Consider the following 21,903-nt stretch of genomic DNA (forward strand, 5'->3'; position numbering starts at 1 on the left):
CGGGCGGACAGCGCATCAGACGCTAAGCGGCCGATCTTTCAATCACCAAATGGTCACGCTGTTTTGTAGCGCACGCCACAGGGCAGACACACAACCTCCGCAACATTTGGGACATAAGACGCAGCAAAAGCGGAACCCCGGCATCCGATGGGATGCCGGGGTTCCACGGTGCGGCGCATCCGGTCCCACCGTGCGACGGAACCGCAATCGCCGCAGGTGAGGCCGGGCGGTTGCCGCCGCTGCCGTCCGGAACGGGTCAATCAGCCCGTGACCACGGTCACTTCACCGATGCCCAGCGCCTCGACCGGCTCCTTGATCTGTGCGGCGTCACCGACGAGCACCGTCACGAGACGGTCCACCGGGAAGGCGCTGACGGCCGCGGCGGTGGCCTCCACGGTCCCGGTCTCGGCGAGGCGCGCGTACATCTGCGCCTGGAAGTCGTCCGGGAGGTACTGCTCGACCTGGTCGGCGAGCGTGGCCGCGACCGAGGCCGCCGTCTCGTACTTGAGCGGGGCCACGCCCACCAGGTTCTGCACGGCCACATCACGCTCGGCGTCGGTCAGGCCCTCCGCCGCGAGGGTGCTCAGCACCTTCCACAGATCCGCCAGGGCGGGGCCGCTGTTGGGCGTGTCGACCGAACCGCTGATGGCCAGCATCGAGGCACCGGTCCCGTCGGGTGCCGAGCGCAGTACCTGCCCGAAGGACCGTACGCCGTAGGTGTACCCCTTCTCCTCGCGCAGGACCCGGTCCAGGCGGGAGGTGAGCGTGCCGCCCAGGCAGTACGTGCCCAGCACCTGGGCCGGCCAGACGCGGTCGTGCCGGTCGGGACCGACGCGGCCGATCAGCATCTGGGTCTGGACCGCGCCCGGGCGGTCCACGATGACGACCCGGCCGGTGTCGTCGGCGGTGATCGGCGGTACGGGGCGGGGCTCGGCGGGCTTGCCCGTCCAGGCGCCGAGGGTCTCGGCGAGCACCTCGTCGAGATCGACGTCCGTGAGGTCGCCGACGACGACGGCCGTGGCCGTGGCGGGACGGATGTGCGCGTCGTAGAAGGAGCGGACGGCGCCGGAGTCGATGCGCGCCACGGTCTCCTCGGTCCCCTGGCGGGGGCGCGACATGCGCGAGGTGGCCGGGAAGAGCTCCTTGGAGAGCTGCATGGCGGCGCGGCGGGCCGGGTTGGCCGTCTCGTGGGGGATCTCGTCGAGCCGGTTGCGGACGAGGCGCTCGACCTCGCCGTCGGCGAACGCGGGCGCGCGCAGCGCCTCGGCGACCAGGCCGAGGGCCTTGGAGAGCCGGGAGACCGGGACCTCCAGGGAGACCCGGACGCCGGGGTGGTCGGCGTGGGCGTCGAGGGTGGCACCGCAGCGCTCCAGCTCGGCGGCGAACTCCTCGGCCGTGTGCTGGTCGGTGCCCTCCGACAGGGCCCGCGCCATGATCGTGGCGACGCCGTCCAGGCCCTCGGGCTCGGCGTCCAGCGGGGCGGCGAGGAAGATCTCCACGGCCACGACCTGCTGGCCGGGGCGGTGGCATCGCAGCACCGTCACACCGTTGTCGAGCACGCCGCGCTCGGGGGCCGGGAAGGCCCAGGGCCGGGCCGTACCGGCCTGCGGCTGCGGGTGGAACTCCATGGACGTCAAAGGCGCAGTGGTGTCGCTCACTGGTCCGCCCCCTCTTCCTGCTCGTCGCTTTCCTGGTCGCTCCGGTCGGCGCTGACGGGTTCGTAGACCAGTACCGCCCGGTTGTCGGGACGCAGCCTGGCCTCGGCGACCGCCCGCACCTCCTCGGCGGTGATGTCCAGCACGCGTCCGACGGCGGTCAGCGCGAGCTGCGGGTCGCCGAACAGCACGGCGAACCGGCACAGTTCGTCCGCGCGGCCCGCGACCGTGCCGAGCCGGTCCAGCCACTCGCGCTCCAACTGGGCCTGCGCGCGCTCCATCTCCTCGGGGGTGGGGCCCTCGGCGGCGAACCGGGCCAGCTCGTCGTCGACCGCGGCCTCGATGTCGGGCACCTCGACCCCGCCGGAGGTCTTGACGTCCAGCCATCCCAGCGAGGGGGCGCCGGCCAGCCGCAGCAGGCCGAACCCGGCGGCCACGGCGGTGCGGTCGCGCCGCACCAGCCGGTTGTGCAGCCGGGACGACTCGCCGCCGCCGAGGACGGTCAGGGCCAGGTCGGCGGCGTCCGCCTCGCGGGTGCCGTCGTGCGGCAGGCGGTAGGCGGCCATCAGCGCGCGGGCCGGGACCTCCTCCTCGACGACCTCGCGCAGCTGCTCGCCCATGATGTCGGGGAGGGAGCCGTCGCGGGGCGGGAGCTTGCCGTCGTGGGCCGGGATGGACCCGAAGTACTTCTCGATCCAGGCGAGCGTCTGCTCGGGGTCGATGTCGCCGACGACCGACAGCACCGCGTTGTTCGGCGCGTAGTAGGTACGGAAGAAGTTCTGCGCGTCGTCGAGCGTGGCCGCGTCGAGGTCGGCCATGGAGCCGATCGGGGTGTGGTGGTACGGGTGGCCCTCCGGGTAGGCGAGGGCGGTGAGCTTCTCGAAGGCCGTGCCGTAGGGAACGTTGTCGTAGCGCTGGCGGCGCTCGTTCTTGACGACGTCCCGCTGGTTCTCCATGGACACCTCGTCGAGCGCGGTGAGCAGGGAGCCCATCCGGTCGGCCTCGAGCCACAGCGCCAGCTCCAGCTGGTGGGTCGGCATGGTCTCGAAGTAGTTGGTGCGCTCGAAACTGGTGGTGCCGTTGAGCGAGCCGCCGGCGCCCTGCACCAGCTCGAAGTGGCCGTTGCCCTTGACCTGCTTGGAGCCCTGGAACATAAGGTGCTCGAAGAGGTGGGCGAGACCGGTGCGGCCCTTGACCTCGTGGCGGGAGCCGACGTCGTACCAGAGGCAGACAGCGGCGACCGGGGTCAGGTGGTCCTCCGAGAGCACCACCCGCAGGCCATTGGCCAGGCGGTGCTCGGTTGCTGTCAGGCCGCCGGAGCCGGCCTGGGCTGTGGCCGTGTGACCCATGGGCATGTACGTCCCTTCGATCGCGATATGGAAAAGTCCTGCCACTGTATGCAAGCGGACCGACACCTGGCGAAGTTCCCGGGTCCGCGTAACGTCCCTCTTCCGGGTCGCGGTCCGTCCTGTCAGTGGGACGGTCCACAATGGTCCGCGTCAGATCAACCATGTTGGTAAGGAGCCGCAGCCGCGATGGCCCGCCGCAGCACGAAGACCGCGCCGCCCGACGACTTCGAGGAAAAGATCCTCGACATCGACGTCGTCGACGAAATGCAGGGCTCCTTCCTCGAGTACGCGTACTCGGTGATCTACTCCCGTGCCCTGCCGGACGCCCGCGACGGCATGAAGCCGGTGCATCGCCGCATCGTGTACCAGATGAACGAGATGGGCCTGCGCCCCGAGCGCGGCTATGTGAAGTGTGCCCGCGTCGTCGGCGAGGTCATGGGCAAGCTGCACCCGCACGGCGACGCGTCGATCTACGACGCGCTGGTGCGCATGGCGCAGCCGTTCTCGATGCGTGTGCCGCTCGTCGACGGGCACGGGAACTTCGGTTCGCTCGGCAACGACGACCCGCCGGCCGCGATGCGGTACACGGAGTGCCGGATGGCCGACGCCACGTCGCTGATGACCGAGTCGATCGACGAGGACACCGTCGACTTCTCACCGAACTACGACGGGCAGGAGCAGGAGCCCGTCGCGCTGCCCGCCGCCTTCCCGAACCTGCTGGTCAACGGCGCCTCGGGCATCGCGGTCGGTATGGCGACCAATATGCCGCCGCACAACCTGGGCGAGGTCATCGCGGCCGCCCGGCACCTCATCCGTCACCCGGGCGCCGACCTGGAGACGCTGATGCGGTACGTCCCGGGGCCGGACCTGCCGACCGGTGGCCGGATCGTGGGGCTCTCCGGGATCAAGGACGCGTACGGGTCGGGACGTGGCTCCTTCAAGATCCGCGCCACGGTGACCGTGGAGAACGTCACGGCCCGCCGCAAGGGCCTGGTCGTGACGGAACTGCCCTTCGCGGTCGGTCCGGAGAAGGTCATCGCCAAGATCAAGGACCTGGTCGGTTCCAAGAAGCTCCAGGGCATCGCGGACGTCAAGGACCTCACCGATCGCGCGCACGGCCTGCGCCTGGTCATCGAGATCAAGAACGGGTTCATCCCGGAGGCCGTGCTGGAGCAGCTCTACAAGCTGACGCCGATGGAGGAGTCCTTCGGCATCAACAACGTGGCGCTGGTAGACGGGCAGCCGCTCACCCTGGGCCTCAAGGAACTGCTGGAGGTCTACCTGGACCACCGGTTCGAGGTCGTGCGGCGGCGCAGCGAGTTCCGCCGGGGCAAGAAGCGGGACCGGCTGCACCTGGTGGAGGGCCTGCTCGTCGCGCTGCTCGACATCGACGAGGTCATCCGGCTGATCCGCTCCAGCGACAATTCGGCGCAGGCCAAGGAGCGGCTGATCAGCCACTTCTCGCTCAGCGAGATCCAGACGCAGTACATCCTGGACACGCCGCTGCGGCGGCTCACCAAGTTCGACCGGATCGAGCTGGAGAGCGAGCGCGACCGGCTCAACGGCGAGATCGACGAGCTGACCGGGATCCTGGAGTCGGACGCCGAGCTGCGCAAGCTGGTCTCGTCGGAACTGGCCTCGGTCGCCAAGAAGTTCGGCACCGAGCGGCGCACGGTGCTGCTGGAGTCGGCGGGCGCGCCGGTCGCGGCGGTGGCCCTTGAGGTGGCGGACGACCCGTGCCGGGTGCTGCTGTCCTCGACGGGGCTGCTGGCCCGTACGGCGAGCGGTGAGCCGCTCCCGGACGACGGCGGGAAGCGCACCAAGCACGACGTGATCGTCTCGGCGGTCCCGGCGACGCAGCGTGGCGAGGTGGGCGCGGTGACCTCCACCGGGCGGCTGCTGCGGCTCTCGGTGATCGATCTGCCGCAGCTGCCGGACACCGTCTCCGCGCCGAACCTGTCGGGCGGGGCACCGCTCGCGGAGTTCCTGACCCTGGAGAAGGACGAGACGGTCGTCTGCCTGACCACGCTGGACGAGTCCTCCCCCGGCCTGGCGATCGGCACCCTGCAGGGCGTCGTCAAGCGCGTCGTGCCGGACTACCCGGCGAACAAGGACGAGCTGGAGGTCATCTCCCTCAAGCAGGGCGACCGGATCGTCGGCGCGGCGGAGCTGCGCACGGGCGAGGAGGATCTCGTCTTCATCACGTCCGACGCCCAGCTGCTGCGCTACCAGGCTTCGCAGGTGCGTCCGCAGGGCCGTCCCGCCGGCGGCATGGCCGGTATCAAGCTGGCGGCGGGCGCCGAGGTGATCTCGTTCACCGCCGTCGATCCGGCGGCGGACGCGGTGGTCTTCACGGTCGCCGGTTCGACCGGCACGCTGGACGCCGCGGAGGGTACGTCGTCGAAGCTGACGCCGTTCGACCAGTATCCGCGCAAGGGGCGCGCCACCGGCGGGGTGCGCTGTCAGCGCTTCCTGAAGGGCGAGGACCTGCTGGTGCTGGCCTGGGCGGGTGCCGCGCCGGCCCGGGCGGCCCGGAAGACCGGCATGCCGGTGGACCTTCCCGAGCTGGACCCGCGCCGGGACGGATCGGGCACCCCGCTGTCCGGTCCGATCGACGTGCTGGCGGGCCCGGCCACGTAAGCGGGCAGCCGGGGCCCGTCCCGTCGTTCCGGCCCTGGCCGGGAGGACGGGACGGGCCCCGGCGGGAGCAGGTGAGAGGCTGGCTCGGGTCCTGTACGGCGGATCGCCGGAGCGAGAGCCGTACCGGACGGGGACGGCGGGGCCGCGCCCCTGCCCGGATCAGCGGTGCGAGCAGGTGCCCGGCACCTCCGAGGCCGTCACTGGGCGGTGCCGGGCCGGCGGGGGCGGTGTCCGGCCACCGTCACTGGCCCACCCTTCCGTCGACGCACTCGCGCACCAGGTCGGCGTGCCCGCAGTGACGGGCGTACTCCTCGATCCTGTGCACCATCAGCTCCCGGATCGCCATCCTGTCCTTCCCGACCCGCTCGCCCAGGTCCTTGTACGCGGCCAGCTCGGCGTCCATCGCGGCCTGCTCACGCTCGAGGTCGCGGTACGCGGCGTCGACCATGGCCTGCTCGGCGGCGGCCTCCTCGAAGTCGGCGTCACGCCGTCCGTACAGCTTCGGCAGGGGGTCACCGTCGCTGATCCAGTTGCGCCAGTCCCGTTCCACCTCGGCGAGGTGCCGGATCAGGCCGAGCAACGACATCGTCGACGGCGGTACCGACCGGCGGGCCAGCTGTTCCGGGTCCAGGCCCTCGCACTTCATCCGCAGGGTCATGCGGTAGCTCGCCAGGAACTCCTGCAACGTCGCGAGTTCGCCCTCCGGGCCGTCACCGTCGTTGTTTCGCGGGTCGTCGTCCGGGTCCGCCCACATATCGGGGTAGACGGTCGCCTCGGTCCATCGTGCGGGTCGATCACTCATAGGTCGTATGGTGATACGCGACGGCGCACGTCCGCCATCGGATTCCCCCTCGCGAGGTGACGCCATGGCGGCGTGGCCAGGGCGCCGGTCCCGGCTTCTCAGTCCTCCGGCGGTGATCCGCCGGACAGGGACCGGTCGTCCTTCTCCGGTACGTACCTGAGGACGCCCCACATGCTGTGTTCCTCCGGCGCGTCCTGCGGGCCCGCCACCCGGCAGCCGTCCAGCGCCTTGCGCAGCACCTCGCCGTCGGTGCCCGAACCGATGAGGACGAGCTGGGTCGCACGCTGTTCGCCACGCGGCCACGGCTCGGGGTAGAAGCGCAGGAATCGGCCGACCGCGTGCACGCCGTACCGGTTGACGGGGTCGGCCTCCCCGAAGTCGACGAACCCCTTGATCCGGTACAGGCCGTCGGGACGGGAGTCGAGGAAGTCGAGCAGCCGTCGCGGGTGCATCGGTTCCTCCGCGCGGAACGACACCGCCTCGTACGCCGCGTGGGGATGGGCGTCCTCGACGACGAACAGCTCGTCCAGGTCCTCGAAGGAGAGCTGGCGGGCCCCGCTGTCATCGGGGCGGGCCGCGCGGTCGAAAAGCAGCTCGGGGTCGATCCGGCCGTGAGCCGCGCCGACCACGGCGGCCCGGTCGGCGAGCGCGGCGACGGCCGCCCGGACGCGGCCCAGCTCGTCCTCCGTCACGCGGTCGGCCTTGTTGACGACCACCAGATCGGCCATGGCCAGGTGCCGGTCCGTCTCCGTGTGGCGCTCACGGGTGGCGTCGAACTCCGCCGCGTCGACCACCTCGACGAGACCGCCGTACACGATCCGCGCGTTGTCGCTGGCGAGGATCATCCGCACCAGTTCCTGTGGTTCGGCGAGTCCGCTGGCCTCGATGACGATGACGTCGAGGCGGGCGGAGGGCCGGGTGAGCGTCTCCAGGTAGGTGTCGAGTTCACCGGCGTCGACCGCGCAGCACAGGCAGCCGTTGCCGAGGGAGACGGTCGAGCCGACCTGGCCGGCGACGGTCATGGCGTCGATCTCGATCGAACCGAAGTCGTTGACCATCACTCCGATCCGGGTGCCCCTGGCGGTGCGGAGAAGATGGTTGAGCAGGGTCGTCTTGCCCGATCCCAGAAATCCCGCGAGGACGACGACGGGGATCTGCTGCGTGCTCAAGGGACGCCCTTCCTGCTCACGGTCCGGGCTCCTCAGGATAGGCGGCCGGCCGGGGCGGCTCCGGCGGGCCGGGTCCGGAGACCGGGCCGGCGCGGTGGCCACGCCGGGCCGGCCGGGGCCGGGCCGATCTGCGCGGCCCGGTGCGGGTTCAGCGGCCGCTCGGCGAGCAGGGCGGCGAGCGGCCGTGCCGCGACCATCTCGCTCACTGCCGTCCCGGGCCGGGCCGGCCGGGGCAGTCGCCCGCCGCCTCACCGCGCGTCCGGTCAGGCCCCGGCCGGGGCCGCCGTGTCGGGCGGCAGGCTGCCGTCCGCGCCCGGTGGCCCGCTTGTCAGGAGCGCATGAGCGCGGAAGGCCCCCGGCCGACGCACCGGACGCCGCACACTCCACCACCGTCCGCAGACGGCCGTAATATGTTGCGCCGATTCCGAAAAAGATTGACTCCGGTTCGGGGCAAGGGTCAGCGCGGAGGGCGTGCCGTGGAGCCCCGGACGACCAGCTCCGGCTCGAAGAGGAGCTCCCCGGGGGGCACGGAACCGCCCTGGATCTGGACGCTGAGCAGCTCGACGGCGGCCCTCCCCATCGCCTCGATGGGCTGGCGGACGGTGGTCAGCGGGGGTTCGGTGCAGTTCATGAAGGCGGAGTCGTCGTAACCGACGACGGAGACGTCGCCGGGGACGGCCAGACCTCGCCGGCGGGCCGCCCGTACCGCGCCGAGGGCGAGGGGGTCGCTCGCGCAGATGATGCCGGTGAACCCCCGGTCCAGCAGTCTGGTGGCCGCCGCCTGGCCGCCTTCCAGGGAGAACATGGAGCGTTCGACGTGCTCGTCGGTCAGCTCACGGCCCTCGGAGCGGGCGGCGGCCCGCGCCGCGGCGAGCTTGCGGCGGGAGGGGATGTGGTCCTCGGGCCCCAGCACCAGCCCGATGCGCTCATGGCCGAGGGAGGCCAGGTGGCGCCAGGCCTGGTCGACGGCGACGGCGTCGTCGCAGGCGATGCAGGGGAAGTCCATGTTCTCGATGGAGGCGTTGATCAGGACGACCGGGATCCTGCGCTCGGCCAGCCGCCGGTAGTGGTCGTGCGGGGCGTCCGCCTGCGCGAACAGACCGCCGGCGAACACGACGCCCGAGACCTGCTGCTGGAGCAGCAGTTCCACGTAGTCGGCCTCGGTGACCCCGCCCTTGGTCTGGGTGCACAGCACGGGCGTGAGTCCCTGCTGGGCGAGCGCACCGCCGATCACCTCGGCGAACGCGGGAAAGATGGGGTTCTGGAGCTCGGGCAGGACCAGGCCGACGAGCCGGGCGCGTTCGCCTCGCAGCTGGGTCGGCCGTTCGTACCCGAGGACGTCCAGAGCCGTCAGCACCGCCTGGCGGGTGGCGTCGGAGACGCCCGGCTTGCCGTTGAGCACCCGGCTGACCGTGGCCTCGCTGACTCCTACCTTCTTCGCCACTTGAGCAAGTCGTCGCGTCATGAACGCAAGGCTAGCGCAAGCCGCGCAAGCGGCTTGCGCCAGACCCAGAGGCCCTTCCACTAGGGATTGATGTCGATCCTGAAGGTGGATGTGGTGTTCCGGACGTCCTGGGCGTTGCCGCTGAGCCTCAGACCGTTGAAGGTGACTTCACCGACCGCCGGCCCCTGCCCGGCCTCGGGCAGCTCGTTGGCCCACACGCCGAAGCCGGACTTGGCGTCGTACGCGTCACCGCTCCTGCGCGCCCCCGAGATCGTGATGTCGCTCAGGACCGTGTCCTTGATCGGGAACTGGGGGCGGCCCCCCACGTAGTTCGTCTGGAACATGATCCCGCTGTACGTCGGGTCGACGATGTCCACGTTGTCGACCCGGATCCCCTGGAACACCTTGGACGCCGAGAAGAACCAGATGCCGGGGAAGGTCTGCGATCCCCAGAAGTGGCCGCCGGCCCGCACGACGGAGATGTTCTCGAACCTCGTGGGATCGGTCCCGAAGCCGTTCATCGGGTATCCGAAGTCCAGGGAGCTGATGGTGATCCCGGAGTAGACGAGCGTGTCCGCGATGTGGATGCTGCGGAAGGTGTTGCCGTGGCCGCCGTAGACGGCGACACCGGCCGCGCGCCAGGTGAGGATCGACGTCAGGTTCTCGTAGACGTTGTTCTTCATGTCCGCGCCCCCGGCGTCGATCGCCGAGAAGAGCGCGAAGCTGTCGTCGCCGGTGGCCCGCGCCTCGTTGTTCGTGACGAGGTTGTCGGTCGATCCGTTCGTCATGTTGATGCCGTCGGCGAACATGTTGCGGATACGGGAGTTCCTGATCGTGACCCTGTCCGTGTTCGCGCCCCAGTACAGGCACACCATGTGCTCGTTCCAGATGTTGTCGATCACGATGTCCGACACGTTGAAGAAGTCGAACACCTTGCCCGGCCCGTCGATGCGCGAGGTGTAGTTGCCGAAGTAGGCGAAGTCCGAGAACGAGGAGCCCTTCGCCGACGCCTCGGCCCGGAAGCCGACATCCGTGTTGTCCTGTGCGGCCGGGGCGTGGAACTGCGTGTACCAGGGGCCCGCGCCGACCACCTTGACCGCCTTGCCGTACACCTGGAACTTGGACGCCGTCCGGTACTCGCCGGGCGGCAGATAGACCCCCGTGAGCGTGCCGGTGGTGTCCATCCGCACCTTGTCGAGGGCGTTCTGGACGTCCTGGTGGGTGAATCCGGCGGGCACGGTGTACGTCGCCGGATTCGGGTTCGCGAGGGGCGCGACCTGCTCCAGGTCGATGAAGTCGATCGCGTACGTCGAGGTGTTCGCCGCGTCCTTCTGGAGCCGGATCCTCGACCCTGCGGGCACGGTGGCGCCGAGCATGACGTGCGCCTCGTCGTAGATGTGGCGGGGTGCGCCGGAGCCGGGCGAGTTGCCCGGCGCGGTCTCCGCCCCGTACAGCCAGGCGTACTCCGAGGTGAGGTCGATGGCCTTGCGGAAGGTGCCGTCGACGTAGACGTTGAGCGTGGAGTCGATCCCCCCGCCGCCGGGTGCGTCAGGGATGGAGAATCGGGTCACCAGCGTGTTGGTGTCGGCGCGCGTGGTGAACTCCACAGAGTCGCCCGTGGTGTTCAGCGTGACCGCCCGGCGGCCGGACGCCTCCCCCGCGATGTCGCCGACGGTGCGGTTGGGGCCGACCTTCCGGGCGCCGCCACCGGTCGTCCCGTCCTCCGCCTCGTACATGTCGTACGGCATGTCGGCGCCGCGGCCGACGAAGAACGGACGGGTGCTGGTGTTGTTGGCGCGCTTGACCGGCAGTTCGTTGGTGTCGTCCGCGATCACCACCTTGGCCGTGTACGAACCGCCGGCCGCGGCCCAGGTCCCCAGGTTCACGGCCGGCGTGCTCGCTCCGGCGGCGATGGCTCCGCTGTGGGAGCCGGTGAGGGTCTTGACGGTGGCGCCGTTGGAGTCGGTCAGGGTGAGCGTGACCGCGTGGCCCCCGCCGGCGGACGCGACCGTCCCCTGGTTCCTGAGGACCACGGAGAAGGTGACGGCGTCACCGGCGGCCGGGGCGCTGGGGGTCCAGTCCACGGACGAGGCGATCAGGTCGGAGCTGTCGACCGGCTTGACGACGAGAGGAGTGGGACGGGTGTGGCTGTTGTTGGTCTCGTTCTGCTCGATGACGCTGTTCGCCTCGTCGGCGACGGCGCCGATCTCGTACGATCCGGCGTCACGCGCACCGATGGCGGCGCTGACGGTGGTGCTCGCCCCGGCGGCGAGCGCGCCCAGCGAGCCGGTGGCCACCTTGGTGCCGCCGAGGCGGAACGCCACCTGGGTGGCCGTCGAGGCGGCCGGGCCGCTGTTGCGGACGGTGGCGGTGAGAGTGACGGGGTCGGATTCGACCGGGGCGGCCGGGGACGCGGTCAGGCCGGTGACCTCCAGGTCCGGGTTGGGCGCCGGTACGCCGATGACCTGGAACTCCGCGATCTGGCCGCCCGAAGAGCCGCTGTTGGAGGTGAACCTGAGCTGGACGTCCGCGACGCGGGCACCGAGCGGGACGCTCACCGTGTTCCCGCCGGCGGGGTCGAAGGTGTAGTCCCGGGCGGCCGCCAGTGAGGTGAGGCCCGAGGCGCCCTGTTCCCGGCCGAGGACCTGGATGTTCTGGGTACGGGTGGACCAGGCGCTGTCCGGGTCGAGCCGCAGGACGAGGCCGCTGACGTCGGCGTTGGCGCCGAGCTTGACCGTGAGGGTGCTCGGGTGGCCGCCGGCCGCGCTCTCCCAGTAGGTGGCCAGACTGTTGTCGTTGGCGTTCTCGGCGACGAAGGTGTGGATGACGGAGGACGCCGTGATGGGCTTGCCGACCGCCAGGTTCGCACCGTTCGCGCCGCTGCCGTTGCGGGTGACGGTGTTGCTGCCGGACGACTGGTTGCCCGCCGCGTCCCTGGCACGCACCTGGTAGGACACGGTGGCGCTCGGCGGCTGGGTGTCGGTGTACGTGGTCACATCGCCGGCGACGCTCGCGCGGCGGGTGTTGTTGGCGTAGACGTCGTAGCCGGTGACGCCCGTGTTGTCCGTGGAAGCCCCCCAGGCCAGCCGGATCCGGTCGGCGGAGGGCTCGGTGAAGGACAGGTGCGAGGGGGCCGTCGGCGCCTGGGTGTCACCGGTGTCCGCGACGCGGGTGACGGTGTTGCTGTCGGGCGACTGGTTGCCGGCCGCGTCCCTGGCCCGGACGTGGTAGGACACGGTGGTGTCGGTGGGCTGGGTGTCGGTGTACGTGGTCACATCGCCGGCGACGCTCGTCCGCAGGATGTTGTTGGCGTAGATGTCGTAAGCGGTGACGCCCGTGTTGTCGGTGGCCGCCTCCCAGGTCAGCCTGATCCGGCCGGTGGCGGGTTCGCTGTAGGCGAGGCCGGCGGGGGCCGAGGGGGCCTGGGTGTCGCCGGTGGCCGGACCGTAGACCTCCAGCTCGGAGAGCTGCCCGGCGGGCTGGCCGGTGTTCGCGGTGATCAGCACCCGGACGTGGCGCGTGGTGGTGGCGTCGAAGGCGACGGTGGCCGCCCGGCCGGTCGCCGGGCCGAACTCGTAGCCCTTGGCGACGGTGAGATCGGTGAAGTCCGTGCCGTTGGCGCTGGACTGCAGCTTGAGGGTCTGCGTCCTGGTCCCCCAGCCGTCGGGCAGGCGCAGCACCACCCGGTCGACGCGGACCGATACGCCCAGGTCGGCCTGGATCCACTGGGGCAGGGCGTTGTTGCGGCTCTCCCAGTAGCTGGCCCGGTTGCCGTCGCCCGCGTTGGCCGCGGTGTACACCTCGGTGGAACTGCTGGCCGTCAGGGTCCTGCCGAGGGCCAGGTTGCCGGACGACCCGCCGGCCGCGTGCACCTCCAGCTCGGCGAGCTGCGCGGCCGGCCAGCCGGTGTTGGCCGTGATGTGCACCCGTACGAAACGGGTCTGGGCGGCCGGGAAGCCGATCGTCACGGTGTTGCCGGTGCCCGGGGCGAAGCCGTAGGCGGCCGAGTTCCTGAGCGTGCTGAAACCGGTGCCGTCGGCGCTGCCCTGTACGGACAGGGTCTGGGTGCGGCTCTCCCACCCGGCGGGGAGCGCGAGGACGACCTCGTCCACGCGGTGGGCGGCGCCGAGGTCGGCCTGGACCCACTGGGGCAGGGCGCCGCCCGCGCTCTCCCAGTACGTCGCCCGGTTCCCGTCGGTGATCGCGGCCGCGGTGTGCTCGCCGTTCGAGCTGCCGGCCGCGGCGGGCTTCCCGGCGGCGATGTCCGGTCCCCCGGCCGCCGTCGCGGTGAGTGACGGCAGACCTATCAGCAGAAGTGCGGTGGTGAGCCCGGCGGCCAGAGCCCGCCATCTCCCGCGTTGTCTTCTCATCTGTCCCCGATCCTGGCGAAGTCCGGCCCCGCGGCGCACACGGCGCACGGGGCGCGGCTCGGTATGGATATCGATGTGACTCGCTTTTATGCGCCATGGAACTCGTGGATTTGCGCTTGACGGTCAGAGAATTGCAGACACGGGCCAGAGCGTCTACCGCCGCGTCCGCGGCCGACGTGGCCCGGCAAGCCTCTCGCCGTCCGCGCTACGGGGCGTACCTGCGACTTTCACGGCCGTCATCAGGAAGACGTAAATGAGCCGCGGATTACGCAAGCCGCTTGCGCCGCCACGCGTCCCCCGGGTCCCGGTAGCCATTTCGGAATGGCCTCCCGTCCGCTTACCGTTCCTTGCATGAGCCCCGGACCCTCCCGCCCGCCCACGCGCACGCCCGCGCGACGCCGGCGGTTCGGCTGGCCGCGGCGGGTCTTCTCCCAGGTCCTGCTGATGCAGCTGGCCATCGTCGTCGGTGTCACCGTGCTGGCCACCGGCCTGTTCCTGGCCCCGCTCAGCGCTCAGCTCGACGACCAGGCGATGCGGCGGGCGCTCGCCATCGCCGAGACCACCGCGTCCCCGGGGGTCGCGGACCAGCTGCTCGGCTCACCGCCGGCCGTCGACGGTCCGGTGCAGGCCGAGGCGGAGCGGATCAGGAAGGAGACCGGCGCCGAGTACGTGGTGGTCATGGACCGCCGGGGGGTGCGCTGGTCGCACACCGACGCCGGCCAGATCGGCAAGGTCGTCTCCACCGACCCGAGCGACGCCCTGGCCGGCCGGGACGTCATGGAGATCGACAACGGCACACTCGGGCGCTCGGCCCGCGGGAAGGTGCCGCTGCGCACGGCCGGCGGCGAGGTCGTCGGGGCGGTGTCGGTCGGCATCGAGTACGACAGCGTCCGCGCCCGGCTGCTCGCCGCGATCCCGGGGCTGTTCGCGTACGCGGGCGGGGCGCTGGCCGTCGGGGCGCTGGCCGCCTATCTGATCTCCCGCCGCCTCCAGCGCCAGACCCATGACCTGGCCTTCTCCGACATCTCGGCGCTGCTCGCCGAGCGCGAGGCGATGCTGCACGGCATCCGCGAGGGCGTCGTCGCGCTGGACGGGGCGGGGCGGATCCGGCTGATGAACGACGAGGCGCAGCGGCTGCTGGACGTCGGCCCGGAGGCCACCGGCCGGCCGCTGGAGGAGGTCCTCGGCGCAGGCCGTACCTGCGACGTGCTGGCGGGCCGGGTCACGGGTGAGGACCTGGTGACCGTGCGCGGCCGGCGGGTGCTGATCGCCAACCGGATGCCGACGGACGACGGGGGCGCCGTCGCCACCCTGCGCGACCGCACCGAGCTGGAGCGGCTGGGGCGTGAGCTCGACTCCACCCGGGGCCTGATCGACGCGCTGCGCGCCCAGGACCACGAGCACGCCAACCGGATGCACACCCTGCTCGGGCTGCTCGAACTGGAGATGCACGAGGAGGCGGTCGCGTACGTGACCGAGGTGGTGGGCGTGCACCGGGCCACGGCCGAGCAGGTCACCGAGAAGGTGCACGATCCGCTGGTGGCCGCCCTGCTGGTGGGAAAGGCGACGGTGGCGGCCGAACGCGGGGTGTCGCTGCGGGTCACCCCCGGCACGCTGCTGCCGGACCGGCTGGTGGAACCGCGCGAGCTGGTGACGATCGTCGGCAACCTGGTCGACAACGCGCTGGACGCCGCGGCCGGTTCGCCGGATCCGCGGGTGGAGGTCGATCTGCGGGCGGAGGGCAGCACGGTGGTGCTGCGGGTGACGGACAGCGGACCGGGGGTCCCCGCCGAGCGGCGCGAGCTGGTCTTCACGGAGGGGTGGTCCACGAAGGAGCTCCCCGCGCACGGCGGACGGCGCGGTCTGGGACTGGCCATGGTGCGCAGGCTGGCGGAACGGCAGGGCGGCAGCGCACACGTGGGTGCGGCGGGGGGCGGCCCCCGGGGCGGGGGCCTCCAGGGGCCGGAGCACGAAGGCGCCGGGGGCGCGGACCGTACGGACGCGGACCGCATGGACGCGGACCACGGCGGGGCCGAGTTCACCGTGGTCCTGCCGGAGGCCCTCGCCGAGCCGAAGGCGCCCCTGGCGGAGGCGAGCGCACCGGGAGGGGCGCGATGATCACCGTTCTGGTCGTGGACGACGACATCAGGGTCGCGGAGATCAACGCCGCGTACGTCGGCAGGGTGCCCGGCTTCCAGGTCGTCGCGGTGGCCCATACGGCCGCCGATGCGCTCGCCCGGGTCGAGGACCTGCCCGTCGACCTGATCCTGCTCGACCACTACCTGCCGGACGGGAACGGACTGGCGGTGGTCAGGGAGCTGCGCCGGCGCGGCCACCAGACCGACGTGATCATGGTGACCGCCGCTCGGGACGTGGCCACCGTCCAGGCGGCGATGCGCCACGGCGCGCTCCAGTACCTGGTGAAGCCGTTCAACCTCGGGGGCCTGCGCCCGAAGCTGGAGGCGTACGCGGCGCTGCGCCGCACCCTGGACGGCGGGGGCGAGGCGGAGCAGGCGGAGGTGGACCGCATCTTCGGCGCCCTGTCGGTGAGCTCGGGCGCCCCTGACCTGCCCAAGGGCCACTCCCCCACCACCGCCGAACTCGTACGGCAGGTGCTGCTGGCCGCGGACGGCCCGCTCTCCGCACAGGAGATCGCGGAACGCGCGGGCGTCAGCCGGCAGACGGCCCAGCGCTATCTCAAGCTGCTGGAGCGGGCGGGCCGGGTGCGGCTCTCCCTCAAGTACGGTGAGACGGGCCGGCCCGAGCACCGCTACGCCTGGGTGACGGGCGTCTGACCCCTTCCGCCCCTGCCCCTCCGGGGCGCCGCCCCCGGCCGCTACACCGCGCCCGCGCCCGTCAGCGCGCGTACCTCCGCCTCCGCGTGCTTCGCCTCGTCCGGCGGTTCGGCGGAGGTGACGGTACCGAGCCAGCCCGCCAGGAAGCCGAGCGGGATGGAGAGAAGGCCCGGGTTCTGGAGCGGGAAGAGGCGGAAGTCCGCCCCGGGGAACAGCGACTCCGGGGTGCCGGAGACGACCGGCGAGAACACCACCAGCAGTACGGACGGGACCAGTCCGCCGTACACCGACCAGACCGCTCCCCGGGTGGTGAAGCCGCGCCAGAACAGCGAGTACAGCAGCACGGGCAGATTGGCGGAGGCGGCGACCGCGAAGGCGAGCCCGACCAGGAACGCCACGTTCAGGTCCCGGGCGAGCAGCCCGAGGCCGATGGCGACCGCGCCGATGCCGGCCGCGGCGATCCTCGCCACCTTGACCTCGCTGTACGGCTTGCCGGCCCGGCGTCGCTTCAGCGAGGCGTACAGATCGTGTGCGACCGAGGCGGACGAGGCGAGCGTGACTCCCGCGACGACCGCCAGGATCGTCGCGAACGCCACCGCGGCGACCACCGCGAACAGCACCGCTCCCCCGGTCGTGCCCGCTCCGCCGCCGAGGTCCAGGGCGAGCAGGGGAACGGCCGTGTTCCCGGCGGGGCTCGACGCGCGCACGTCGTCCGGACCGACGACCGCGGCCGCGCCGAATCCCAGCACGATCGTCATGAGGTAGAAACCGCCGATGAGGCCGATCGACCAGACGACCGAGCGGCGGGCCGCCCGTGCGGTCGGCACGGTGTAGAAGCGGGAGAGGATGTGCGGCAGCCCCGCCGTGCCCAGGACCAGCGCGAGGCCGAGGCTGATGAAGTCCAGGCGCGCGATCCAATCCCCGCCGTATCTGAGTCCGGGCGAGAGGAACTCCCTGCCGTGTCCGCTGCGGTCGGCCGCGGTGGTGAGCAGCTGGTCGACGTCGCCGTGGAAGCGCAGCAGGACGAGCACGGTGAGCCCGATGGTGCCCGCGATGAGGAGCACGGCCTTGACGATCTGGATCCATGTCGTGGCCCGCATCCCGCCCAGCGAGACGTAGACGACCATCAGCGCGCCCACGCCGATCACCGTCCAGGAGCGCGCGGCCTCGCTCGTCCCGCCCAGCAGCAGCGCGACCAGGCTTCCCGCACCGACCATCTGCGCCACCAGGTAGAGGACGGAGACGGCGACGGACGACGTGCCGGCCGCGATCCGGACCGGCCGCTCGCGCATCCGCGCGACGATGACATCGGCGAGGGTGAACCGCCCGCAGTTGCGCACCAGTTCGGCGACCAGCAGCAGCACCACCAGCCACGCCACCAGGAAGCCGACCGAGTACAGCATCCCGTCGTATCCGTACAGCGCGATCAGCCCGGAGATGCCGAGGAAGGAGGCGGCGGACATGTAGTCGCCGGCGATGGCGAAACCGTTCTCCATGGGGGAGAACAGCCGGCCCCCCGCGTAGAACTCCTCCGCCGAACCGCGCCGGTCGCGGCTCACCCAGGTCGTGATCGCCAGGGTCACCGCGACGAACGCGCCGAACAGCAGCAGCGCCAGGGTCTGGTGGTCGCCGCTCAACGTCCGCTCCCCCTCGTCGTCGCCCTGCTGTGCTCCCGGTCGAACACGGCCCAGCGCAGGTCCAGCGCCGCCCGGTCGCGGTGCAGCCGGGCATGGCGCGCGTACGCCCAGGTCAGCAGGAAGGTGGTGAGGAACTGCCCGAGTCCGGCGACCATCGCCACGTTCACCGCGCCCGCGACCGGACGGGACATCAGTCCGGGGGCCGTGGTCGCGGCCACCACGTACGCGAGGTACCAGACGAAGAAGGCCAGCCCGGCGGGTACGACGAACCTCAGGTACCGGCCGCGCACCTCCTGGAAGGCCGCGCTGCGCTGCACTTCCCGGTAGATGTCGGTGGCGGTGTGGGGTCGCTGCGGCTGCTCCGGCCGGTGCGGTACGGCGGCGGGCGGGCCCGTGCCGTCGAGCTCCCCCCAGCCCGAGGCCAGTGCGTCGTACCAAGGGTCATCGATCCGCACGGTCGCGGAGTCGAGTCCTTCCCTGTTTTCCACGGGTCAACTCTCCTTGTCAGCGAACCGTTTCAGCCGCGTGCACAAGGATGGGCAGACCGGGAAGATCCCGGACTCTTCTCTTCGCTCTCTTCACCCCTTCGGGTGATGTTGGCCCCGGGGGCGCCGGAAGGGCGCTCCGGCCACGTCCTCGGCCCGTACCGGGCCGTCCCTGGCGTGCGTCTGTGCCGGGCCGGGCGGCGGGAGCACGCCGGCCCGGGACGCACGAGGGGCGCGGCCCCTTATGGGTGGGGCCGCGCCCGTCGTGCGGGGGCCTCAGGCGTCCTACGCGGTCTCGGGTACGCGCTCGGGTACGCGGTCTCAGGCGTCGATGCGCGAGCGGTCCAGGGTCGCCGCCGAGCTGGTGATGAACTCCTTGCGCGGGGCGACGTCATTGCCCATCAGCAGGTCGAAGATCTGCTCCGACGACTCCAGGTCCCCGATGTTGATCCGCCGCAGCGTGCGGTGGCGCGGGTCCATGGTGGTCTCCGCGAGCTGGTCGGCGTCCATCTCGCCGAGGCCCTTGTAGCGCTGGATGGAGTCCTTGTACCGCACGTTCTTGCGCTGGAACTCCAGCAGCGTCTGCCGCAGCTCGTTGTCCGAGTACGTGTACACGTACTTGTCCTGGCCCTTCTTGGGCTGGACCAGTTCGATGCGGTGCAGCGGCGGTACGGCGGCGAAGACCCGGCCGGCCTCGACCATCGGCCGCATGTAGCGCTGGAACAGCGTCAGCAGCAGACAGCGGATGTGGGCGCCGTCGACATCGGCGTCCACGAGCAGCACGATCTTTCCGTACCGGGCGGCGTCGATGTCGAAGGTCCGGCCCGAACCGGCCCCTATGACCTGGATGATCGCCCCGCACTCGGCGTTCTTGAGCATGTCCGAGACGGACGACTTCTGAACGTTGAGGATCTTTCCGCGGATCGGCAGCAGGGCCTGGAACTCGCTGTTGCGGGCGAGCTTGGCCGTGCCGAGCGCCGAGTCGCCCTCCACGATGAAGAGCTCGCTGCGCTCGACGTCGTCGCTACGGCAGTCGGCCAGCTTCGCGGGCAGCGAGGAGGTCTCCAGCGCGGTCTTGCGGCGCTGCGCCTCCTTGTGCTGGCGGGCGGCGATACGGGTGCGGGCGGCGGCGACGGCCTTGTCCAGCACCGCGCGGGCCTGCGCCTTGGCGTCGCGCCTGGTGGAGGTCAGGAACGCCTTCAGCTCCTTGGCGACCACATTGGCGACGATCCGGTTGGCCGCCGACGTACCGAGCACTTCCTTGGTCTGGCCCTCGAACTGCGGCTCCGCGAGGCGCACGGTGACCACGGCGGTGAGCCCCTCCAGGGCGTCGTCCTTGACGATGTCGTCCTCGGCGACGCGCAGCAGCTTGGCGGAGCGCAGCACCTCGTTCATCGTCCTGGTGACCGACCGTTCGAAGCCGGTGACGTGGGTGCCGCCCTTGGGAGTGGCGATGATGTTCACGAACGACTTGAGGTTGGTGTCGTACCCGGTGCCCCAGCGCAGGGCGATGTCGACGCCGAGCTCACGGGTGACCTCGGTGGGCGTCATGTGGCCGCGCTCGTCGAGGACGGGGACGGTCTCCTTGAAGGTGCCCTGGCCGGTGAGGCGCAGCACGTCGCAGACGGCCTTGTCCTGGGCCAGGTACTCGCAGAACTCGCTGATTCCGCCGTCGAAGCGGAACGTCTCCTCGCTCTTGCCCTCGCCGTCGAGCCCGCGTTCGTCGCGCACGACGATGGTCAGGCCGGGCACCAGGAAGGCCGTCTGGCGGGCGCGCTGGTGGAGGTGGTCCAGGGAGAGCTTGGCGTCCTTCAGGAAGATCTGCCGGTCGGCCCAGTACCGCACACGGGTACCCGTGCGGGCCTTCGGTACGCGCTTGCCCTTGAGGAGCCCGTTCGCCGGGTCGAAGGGCGCGTCCGGACCGGACTCGGTGAACATGCCGGGAACGCCGCGGCGGAAGCTGATCGAGTGGGTGGCGCTGTTGCGGTCGACCTCGACGTCGAGCCGGGCCGACAGGGCGTTCACCACGGAGGCGCCCACGCCGTGCAGACCGCCGGACGCGGCGTACGAACCGCCGCCGAACTTGCCGCCGGCGTGCAGCTTGGTCATGACGACCTCGACGCCGGACAGGCCGGTCTTGGGTTCGACGTCGACCGGGATGCCGCGTCCGTTGTCGCGGACCTCCACGGAGGCGTCGTCGTGCAGGATGACCTCGATGTGGTCGCAGTACCCTCCGAGGGCCTCGTCGACCGAGTTGTCGATGATCTCCCAGAGGCAGTGCATCAGGCCACGGCTGTCGGTCGACCCGATGTACATACCGGGGCGCTTGCGAACGGCCTCGAGCCCCTCGAGTACGAGCAGGTGCCGCGCGGTGTAGTTGGAACCGTCACGGTCTGCGGTCAGCAGCGCACTGGACGGCACGGACGTCTCGGCGGTCACGCGGTTCGCTCCTCGCTGAATTCGGGATCTGGCCCAGGGGGGTGAAGGCCCGGCGTCTGTCGCCGGTCAGAGGGTACCGAGCCCAGGTAGAGGCGTTGTCACGCCACCCTCGTTGCAAACTTATGCTAGTCCAGCGTCGTATGTGTGTTCGATCCCTCGATGGAGTGACGTGCACATCACGTTCCCTTCCAGGCATGAACCATTTAGGCTCCGGGCACGTCCTCATGAACAACCGGCAACCCAGCCGGGAGGGCCAACCCTGACAAGCAACGCGAAATCCGTAGAGCGCAGCAATACGGCTCATTCGCCGCCAACCGTCACCAGACAGCCGCCTTGGAAAAACTTTCGAGGAAAAGCCGCGAGCGGGAACGTTTTCGGCCTGGTTGGATGTTGACCCTGGTACGACAGCTCGTCGAGCTAGAGAAGAGGCGACGTGACTACTGTTCTGACCCCCGCGAGCCCGCTGACGGCCGCCGACCGCTGCGACCGCTGCGGCGCCCAGGCATATCTGCGCGTCGTGCTGACCAGCGGTGGTGAGCTGCTCTTCTGCGCCCACCATGGGCGCAAGTTCGAGCCGGAACTCAAGAAGATCGCCGCGGAAATACAGGATGAGACGGACCGGCTCACCACCGCTCCGGCCAGCGCAGACGAAGAGGACCGCTGACACTCGCATCCACGACGAGCCAAGGGCCGGCGCCGACCGGCCGATGGGCGGCCACCCCGCAGCCAAGGGGGAGGTCGCCCGTTCTCATGCAGGGGGCCGTCCGGACCTTGACCAGGGGCGATCGGGAGCGGCTGGGCCGTGACAAGCGTCCGTACGGCTCCGTGCGGGCTGCTGCGCGCACAGGACGGCGCGGCGCCGGGGACCCTCGGCGCGGGCCGCTCGGAGGCGGCGCGATCATGGCAGCCAGTCTGGCCGGAAACCGCCCCCGGTGCCGGAGCGGCACCGGTTTCGGGTCGGCCGTGTCCCGGATCTCGGGCGCAGCGGGGCCGGGCGCCGGAGGCGGCCCGCCCGCCGACGGCTCCGGGGGCGCCGGCCCCACCGAGACCGCCTCGGCAAGGCCGGCGGACGCCCGGGTCCACTGAATGCGCAGGTCCGAGGGGCGTAAGCGTGGGAT

Annotated in this window: 13 protein-coding genes; 4 read left to right on the top strand and 9 right to left on the bottom strand. The window is 71.1% G+C overall.

Annotation, left to right across the window (positions count from 1 at the left end):
* Positions 1 to 260 precede the first annotated feature (260 nt).
* Complete coding sequence (locus PUR26_RS03845; protein WP_329869346.1) at positions 261 to 1,628, bottom strand: M16 family metallopeptidase; 1,368 nt, start codon at positions 1,626 to 1,628, stop codon at positions 261 to 263.
* A 26-nt stretch (positions 1,629 to 1,654) separates the two neighbouring features.
* Positions 1,655 to 3,010: a M16 family metallopeptidase gene (locus PUR26_RS03850; RefSeq protein WP_329869214.1), complete on the bottom strand. Its 1,356-nt coding sequence runs from the start codon at positions 3,008 to 3,010 to the stop codon at positions 1,655 to 1,657.
* A 180-nt stretch (positions 3,011 to 3,190) separates the two neighbouring features.
* Here PUR26_RS03850 and PUR26_RS03855 point away from each other — a divergent pair, with 180 nt between their 5' ends.
* Positions 3,191 to 5,644 carry a DNA gyrase/topoisomerase IV subunit A gene (locus tag PUR26_RS03855; RefSeq protein WP_329869215.1) on the top strand — a complete coding sequence of 818 codons (2,454 nt, stop codon included), beginning with the start codon at positions 3,191 to 3,193 and terminating at the stop codon, positions 5,642 to 5,644.
* Between the two features lie 241 nt (positions 5,645 to 5,885).
* On the opposite strand, the gene PUR26_RS03860 is transcribed toward PUR26_RS03855, so the two are convergent.
* The 4 genes from PUR26_RS03860 to PUR26_RS03875 all read right to left on the bottom strand — a co-directional run bounded on the left by PUR26_RS03860 (position 5,886) and on the right by PUR26_RS03875 (position 13,429).
* On the bottom strand, positions 5,886 to 6,446 hold the full coding sequence (locus PUR26_RS03860) for a mycothiol transferase (RefSeq protein ID WP_329869217.1): 561 nt from the start codon (positions 6,444 to 6,446) through the stop codon (positions 5,886 to 5,888).
* A gap of 98 nt (positions 6,447 to 6,544) precedes the next feature.
* The gene (locus PUR26_RS03865; RefSeq protein ID WP_329869218.1) at positions 6,545 to 7,615 is read right to left on the bottom strand and encodes a CobW family GTP-binding protein; all 1,071 of its coding nucleotides are present in this window, start codon (positions 7,613 to 7,615) and stop codon (positions 6,545 to 6,547) included.
* Between the two features lie 457 nt (positions 7,616 to 8,072).
* On the bottom strand, positions 8,073 to 9,080 hold the full coding sequence (locus PUR26_RS03870; protein ID WP_329869220.1) for a LacI family DNA-binding transcriptional regulator: 1,008 nt from the start codon (positions 9,078 to 9,080) through the stop codon (positions 8,073 to 8,075).
* 59 nt (positions 9,081 to 9,139) lie between these two features.
* A complete protein-coding gene (locus tag PUR26_RS03875; protein ID WP_329869221.1) occupies positions 9,140 to 13,429 on the bottom strand; it encodes a discoidin domain-containing protein in 4,290 nt (1,429 codons plus the stop codon).
* A 351-nt stretch (positions 13,430 to 13,780) separates the two neighbouring features.
* Here PUR26_RS03875 and PUR26_RS03880 point away from each other — a divergent pair, with 351 nt between their 5' ends.
* Positions 13,781 to 15,547: a sensor histidine kinase gene (locus tag PUR26_RS03880; RefSeq protein ID WP_329869222.1), complete on the top strand. Its 1,767-nt coding sequence runs from the start codon at positions 13,781 to 13,783 to the stop codon at positions 15,545 to 15,547.
* Positions 15,544 to 16,224 (top strand): DUF7342 family protein, encoded by a 681-nt coding sequence (locus tag PUR26_RS03885; RefSeq protein ID WP_329869223.1) that lies wholly within the window; start codon positions 15,544 to 15,546, stop codon positions 16,222 to 16,224. Before PUR26_RS03880 ends, PUR26_RS03885 begins: the two co-directional genes overlap by 4 nt.
* Positions 16,225 to 16,265: 41 nt before the next feature.
* Here the strand turns inward: PUR26_RS03885 and PUR26_RS03890 are convergent, their stop codons facing one another.
* From PUR26_RS03890 to PUR26_RS03900, 3 genes are all read right to left on the bottom strand, one after another.
* Positions 16,266 to 17,861, bottom strand: coding sequence for a solute symporter family protein (locus tag PUR26_RS03890; RefSeq protein WP_329869224.1), 1,596 nt, complete (start codon positions 17,859 to 17,861; stop codon positions 16,266 to 16,268).
* Positions 17,858 to 18,349, bottom strand: coding sequence for a DUF485 domain-containing protein (locus tag PUR26_RS03895; RefSeq protein ID WP_329869225.1), 492 nt, complete (start codon positions 18,347 to 18,349; stop codon positions 17,858 to 17,860). The genes PUR26_RS03890 and PUR26_RS03895 overlap by 4 nt, the downstream gene beginning before the upstream one ends.
* A 318-nt stretch (positions 18,350 to 18,667) precedes the next feature.
* Positions 18,668 to 20,785, bottom strand: coding sequence for a DNA gyrase/topoisomerase IV subunit B (locus PUR26_RS03900; protein ID WP_329869227.1), 2,118 nt, complete (start codon positions 20,783 to 20,785; stop codon positions 18,668 to 18,670).
* Positions 20,786 to 21,218: 433 nt separating this feature from the next.
* On the opposite strand from PUR26_RS03900, the gene PUR26_RS03905 reads away from it, so the two are divergent.
* The gene (locus tag PUR26_RS03905; protein ID WP_329869229.1) at positions 21,219 to 21,449 is read left to right on the top strand and encodes a DUF7455 domain-containing protein; all 231 of its coding nucleotides are present in this window, start codon (positions 21,219 to 21,221) and stop codon (positions 21,447 to 21,449) included.
* Positions 21,450 to 21,903 lie beyond the last annotated feature (454 nt).

This window comes from Streptomyces sp. SP18CS02 (genome assembly GCF_036322365.1).
In the GTDB taxonomy this organism is placed as follows: Bacteria; Actinomycetota; Actinomycetes; order Streptomycetales; family Streptomycetaceae; genus Streptomyces.